Raw genomic sequence first — 4,589 nt, 5'->3', positions numbered from 1 at the left:
CGACGCGGCAGCGTGCCGAGACGGCGTCCGACCAGGCGAATGAGGAGCGCCGCCGCCGCGAGGCCGCCGCGAAGGAGGCAGCTTCGAGCCAGCCCGCGCCGGGCGGCCGCAAGGGCTGAGCCGGGGGGCGGGGCGGCCGGGTGGCCGCCCCGCTCATCCGCGGCGTGGCCAGGTCGCCAGCAGGAGGCTGCACATCAGCAGCACGAAGCCGGCGGCGTGCACCGTGGTGAAGGGCTCGCCCAGCAGCCCGACCGCGACGGCCGCGGCGGTCGCCGGCAGGAAGGCGGTGAAGACGCCGGCGATCCCGGCCGGCGCCCGCCGCATGCCGGCGTACCACAGCAGCAGGCAGATCACGGAGCTGGTCAGGCTGTGGAACACCAGCAGGCCGGATACCGCCGGATCCGCCAGCGCCGCGGCGGCGCCCAGCACCGGCAGGCAGAGCGGCAGCAGCATCAGGAACGAGAACAGCTGCATCCAGAAGGTCGCCGTGACCACCGGCGCCTGGCCGGCGATGCGCCGCGCCAGCAGCACGTACATCGCCTCCCCGCAGACGCCCAGGAACACCAGCAGGTTGCCGAGCAGGCTCCCATGCCCGTCCGCCGCGACGCGGGCCAGCACCAGCGCGCCCATGCCGAAGGCGGCGAGCGTAACGGCGGCCCATTGCCGCGGCGGCAGCCTCTCCCGCAGCCAGAGCGCGCCGCCCACGGCGACCACCGCGGGCAGCGTCGCCAGGATCAGCCCGGCCTCCAGCGCCGTGGTCAGCCGGAGGCCCGCCAGCAGCGCCAGGTTGTAGAGCAGCGTGCCGAACAGAGCCTGCAGCGCCAGGTTCCACAGCAGCCGCGGCGACATGCCGAGCCGCCCTTCCATGGCGCGCGCCAGCGGCCACAGCACGATCACCGCCAGCAGGCAGCGCAGGCCGAGGATCATGGCGACCGGGAGGCTGTCGGCCAGCAGCTTGGCCACGCCGACATTGGCGCCGACGAGGGCCATTGAGAGCGCGAGTTGCGAGTAGGCAAGGAGCACGGGCGGGCTTCGCGGGTGTGGCGCGCCGTCTGTGCCTCCGTCCGGCCGGCACCCGCAAGCCGGGGCAGGCCGGTCAGCGCCGCCGCGGCTTCGGGGCCTCCGCCGGCCGCGTCTGCTGCGGCACGCCATGCGGCAGCGCCGACACCTCCACCCGCCGCGCCACGAAATCCGTGATGCGCCCGTCCGGGTCGAAGGCGGCGCCCTCGGCGGCCAGCAGGGTGCGCTGGGGCGTGCCATCCGCCCCCGCCTTGGGCACGCCGAGCGTGCCGTCCGCGCCGACCGTGCGATGCCAGGGAAGCGTCGCTTTCTCGATCTCCGACAGCGTGGCCAGGATGTAGGCGACATGGCGCGGCATCACGTCGAGATGCGCGCCGACATCGGCGAAGGTCACCACGCGCCCCGGCGGCACCGCGGCGACGATCAGCAGCACGTCGCCCTTGATGCGCGCGAAGAAGGGGGAGCCCATCAGCCCTCCTCGCCATCCCGCTTGAAGGGCGAGAGGGTGGCGAGGGCCTCCATCTCGCGCAGCATCGCCGGGCGCTCGCGGTCCAGGAAGTCCGCGATGGCGCGGCGCAGCCCGGCATGGGCGATCCAGTGCGCGGAATAGGTGGGCACCGGCAGGTAGCCGCGCTGGATCTTGTGCTCGCCCTGCGCGCCGGCCTCGACGCGCGGCAGCCTGAGCTCGATGGCGAAGTCGATGGCGCGGTAGTAGCACAGCTCGAAATGCAGGAAGGGCGCATCGACCACGGCGCCCCAGTTGCGGCCGTACAGCGCCTCCTCCCCCAGCAGGTTCAGCGCGCCGGCCACCGGCTCGCCATCCTGTTCCGCCACCATCAGCACCACGCGGTCGCCCAGCGCCTCGCCCAGCAGCGGCCAGAAGCGCGCGTTGAGGTAGGCGCTGCGGCCCCACTTCTTGTCGGTGGTCGCCATGTAGAAGCGGTGGAAGGCGGCCCAGTGCTTCGGCGTGATCTCGTGCCCGCGGAGCGTCTTCAGCACGAAGCCGCTGGCCTCCGCGTCGCGCCGCTCGCGCCTGATCTGCTTGCGCTTGCGGGAGGAGAGGGCGGCCAGGAAGTCGTCGAAGCTGCCGTAGCCCTGGTTGGTCCAGTGGAACTGCGTGCCGATGCGTTGCAGCCAGCCGGCGCGGCCCAGCGCCTCCCATTCCGCCGCCGTGCAGAAGGTGACGTGGACCGAGGAGAGGTCGAGCTGCCCGCAGGCCTGCGCCAGCCCCTGCGCCATCGCTTCCGGGCCGAGTCCGGACTCCGGATGGAGCAGCAGCCGCGGTCCGGGCACCGGGCTGAACGGGGCGGCGACCTGCAGCTTCGGATAGTAGCGCCCGCCCGCACGCTCATAGGCGTCGGCCCAGCCATGGTCGAAGACGTATTCCCCGTAGCTGTGCGACTTCGCGTACATCGGCGCGCAGGCCAGCAGCCGGCCGCCCGCGTCGCGGAGCGCGGCGTGCTGCGGCAGCCAGCCGCTGCGCCCCCCGACGCTGCCGCTGGCTTCCAGCGCCGCCAGGAAGGCATGGCAGACGAAGGGATTGCCGCCGCCGGCGCAGGCATCCCACGCCGCCGCCGGGATCTCCCCGATCGCGCGGTGCAGCGTCAGGCTCAGCTCGGGCGCGCCGTCGGGCATGCGGCGTCAGGTCGGGATGCGCGGACCGCGCGCAAGCCTCACGCGATCTCGAACATGCCTTCGACCTCCACCGCGGCGTCGCCGGGCAGGGCGGGGACGCCGATGGTGGTGCGGGCGTGGCGGCCCTTGTCGCCGAACACCGCGACGGCCAGGTCGGAGGCGCCGTTCATCACCAGCGCATGCTGCGTGAAGTCGGGCGGGGAGGCGATGAAGCCGCCGAGGCGCACCACGCGCTTCACCCGGTCCAGGTCGCCGCCGGTGGCGGCCTTGAGCTGCGCCAGCAGGTTGACGAAGCAGATGCGCGCGGCCTGCTGGCCCTGCTCCACGCTGACGCCGGCGCCGACCTTGCCGGTGACGGCGATCTTGCCGTCCACCAGCGGGATCTGGCCCGAGACGACCACCAGGTTCCCGACGATGTTGTAGCCGATGTAGTTGGCCATCGGCGCGGCGGTGGCCGGCACGCTGATCCCGAGTTCGGCAAGCTTGGCGTCAATGGTGCCGGGCATGCGTCAGTCCTCTGCTGTTCCGTGGGCGTCCCGTATCATGGGCGGGCCGATCCGGCCCTCTGGGCTGCGCGCCCCCTGGGCCATCGGGCCGCTCAGCCGGTGCCCTCGAAGGTGATGTCCACGTAGATCGGCCGATGGTTGCTCTGCCGGTAGATCGTCTCCTGGTTCGAGTTCATCGGTATATAGAAATTGCCCCGCGCATCCTTGTCGTCGTCCATATCCCCGTCGCTTGGCGGCGGCCGCCGCGATTCCGGCAGGATCACGCCGGCGGCGTCGACCGTGATGCGGCGGTCGAGGATCTTCCCCTTGTCATAGGGCATTCCGCCATCCGTGGTGGGCCGGTCGCCCAGGATCGTGTTGCTGTTCGCCGAGCGGGGATGGCTCGACCGCACGGTGCCGAGCGAGCCCATGTTGGTGTCGCCCACATAGAGGTCGGCGCCCAGCCCCTTCAGCCAGGATTCGAAGCTGGCCATCCAGTCCGCCGTATGCGTGCCGTCCAGGCGGCCGCTGGTGAACTGTGCGTGGCAAAAGCCGATGCCGATCTGATCGTTGCCGTCCTTGAACTGCACGAAGCCCGCCTCGCCCGACTTGCCGATGTCGTTCGTCCGGGCCAGCACGAGTTCGAGCGACTCGTTGTGGAACACATACATCCGGCGCCGCCCGCCGAGCGTCACCTTCTCGAAGTTCGGGGAGGTCACGCGGTCGAAGGCGCCGGCCGGCTCCGCGACGCAGAACACGTCCGCCCCGGCCTGGTACGCCAGGTTCAGCGCGAAGGAGGGCGGGATCGCGCCGCCCAGCGTGTTCCAGAACATGATGCGGATGAGCATCGACGCCCTCTTCCGGAGAAGGACACAACCATAGGGCGAAGGATGCCAAGACCGGAAGCGCGCCTGTACAGGGCGTCGCGCGCCTCACCCGACCAGCTTCAGCTGCCGCCGCCGGCTGCGCGGGGAGGGAGACTCGGGCAGTTCCAGCGGTAGCAGCGGCGCCTGCTCCACGGCGCGGCCCACCGCGTCCGGCGCGCAATCCGCCTCGGACGGGTCGGGCAGGTCACGGCGGCCGAGATACTCGCGCGCCAGCTTGCGGAAGGCCCAGTCCAGCACGCTGGTCGCGCGCTGGATGGCCGGGTCGCCCTCCACCGCGCCGGCCGGGCCGAAGCGGGTATAGGCGTAGGCGTCCACATAGGCCGCGAGCTTCACGCCGCCGGCGAGACCGATCGAGACGGACTGCATCATCGCGTCCATCAGGCTGCGATAGGCGGCGCCTTCCTTGGTCAGGGCGACGGCGACCTCGGTCGGCCGCCCGGCATGGTCCTCGGTGGTGCGCAGCACCACCTTGTGCCCGCCCACCGTCACGCGCCACACCGCGCCGCCCGGACGCAGCGGCAGCGGCTGCGGGCGGGGCGGGGCCGCGGCGGGGGGGCGCGCG

At 72.3% G+C, this 4,589-nt stretch carries 6 protein-coding genes; all 6 read right to left on the bottom strand.

Features of this window, described 5'->3' with window-relative positions:
* Positions 1 to 153: 153 nt before the first annotated feature.
* A complete protein-coding gene (locus OZN99_RS26015) occupies positions 154 to 1,023 on the bottom strand; it encodes a DMT family transporter (protein WP_270938140.1) in 870 nt (289 codons plus the stop codon).
* Between the two features lie 73 nt (positions 1,024 to 1,096).
* On the bottom strand, positions 1,097 to 1,489 hold the full coding sequence (locus OZN99_RS26010) for an MGMT family protein (RefSeq protein WP_270938139.1): 393 nt from the start codon (positions 1,487 to 1,489) through the stop codon (positions 1,097 to 1,099).
* On the bottom strand, positions 1,489 to 2,655 hold the full coding sequence (locus OZN99_RS26005) for a GNAT family N-acetyltransferase (protein ID WP_270938138.1): 1,167 nt from the start codon (positions 2,653 to 2,655) through the stop codon (positions 1,489 to 1,491). The genes OZN99_RS26010 and OZN99_RS26005 overlap by 1 nt, the downstream gene beginning before the upstream one ends.
* A gap of 38 nt (positions 2,656 to 2,693) precedes the next feature.
* Positions 2,694 to 3,161 carry a RidA family protein gene (locus OZN99_RS26000; RefSeq protein ID WP_270938137.1) on the bottom strand — a complete coding sequence of 156 codons (468 nt, stop codon included), beginning with the start codon at positions 3,159 to 3,161 and terminating at the stop codon, positions 2,694 to 2,696.
* Between the two features lie 92 nt (positions 3,162 to 3,253).
* Positions 3,254 to 3,988 (bottom strand): hypothetical protein, encoded by a 735-nt coding sequence (locus OZN99_RS25995; RefSeq protein WP_270938136.1) that lies wholly within the window; start codon positions 3,986 to 3,988, stop codon positions 3,254 to 3,256.
* An 84-nt stretch (positions 3,989 to 4,072) separates the two neighbouring features.
* On the bottom strand, positions 4,073 to 4,589 hold a 517-nt coding region (locus tag OZN99_RS25990), incomplete at its 5' end, for a TSCPD domain-containing protein (RefSeq protein ID WP_456299903.1).

Source organism: Falsiroseomonas oryzae (assembly GCF_027856955.1).
Taxonomy (GTDB): domain Bacteria; phylum Pseudomonadota; class Alphaproteobacteria; order Acetobacterales; family Acetobacteraceae; genus Falsiroseomonas; species Falsiroseomonas oryzae.
The sequence above is the reverse complement of the archived record's forward strand: the minus strand, read 5'-3'. Positions and strand labels throughout refer to the sequence as shown.

Bases quoted from the DNA above. Each gene is read 5' to 3' on its own strand.
- OZN99_RS26010 (WP_270938139.1), bottom strand. From the start codon at position 1,489: ATGGGCTCCCCCTTCTTCGCGCGCATCAAGGGCGACGTGCTGCTGATC.
- OZN99_RS26005 (WP_270938138.1), bottom strand. From the start codon at position 2,655: ATGCCCGACGGCGCGCCCGAGCTGAGCCTGACGCTGCACCGCGCGATC.
- OZN99_RS26000 (WP_270938137.1), bottom strand. From the start codon at position 3,161: ATGCCCGGCACCATTGACGCCAAGCTTGCCGAACTCGGGATCAGCGTG.
- OZN99_RS25995 (WP_270938136.1), bottom strand. From the start codon at position 3,988: ATGCTCATCCGCATCATGTTCTGGAACACGCTGGGCGGCGCGATCCCG.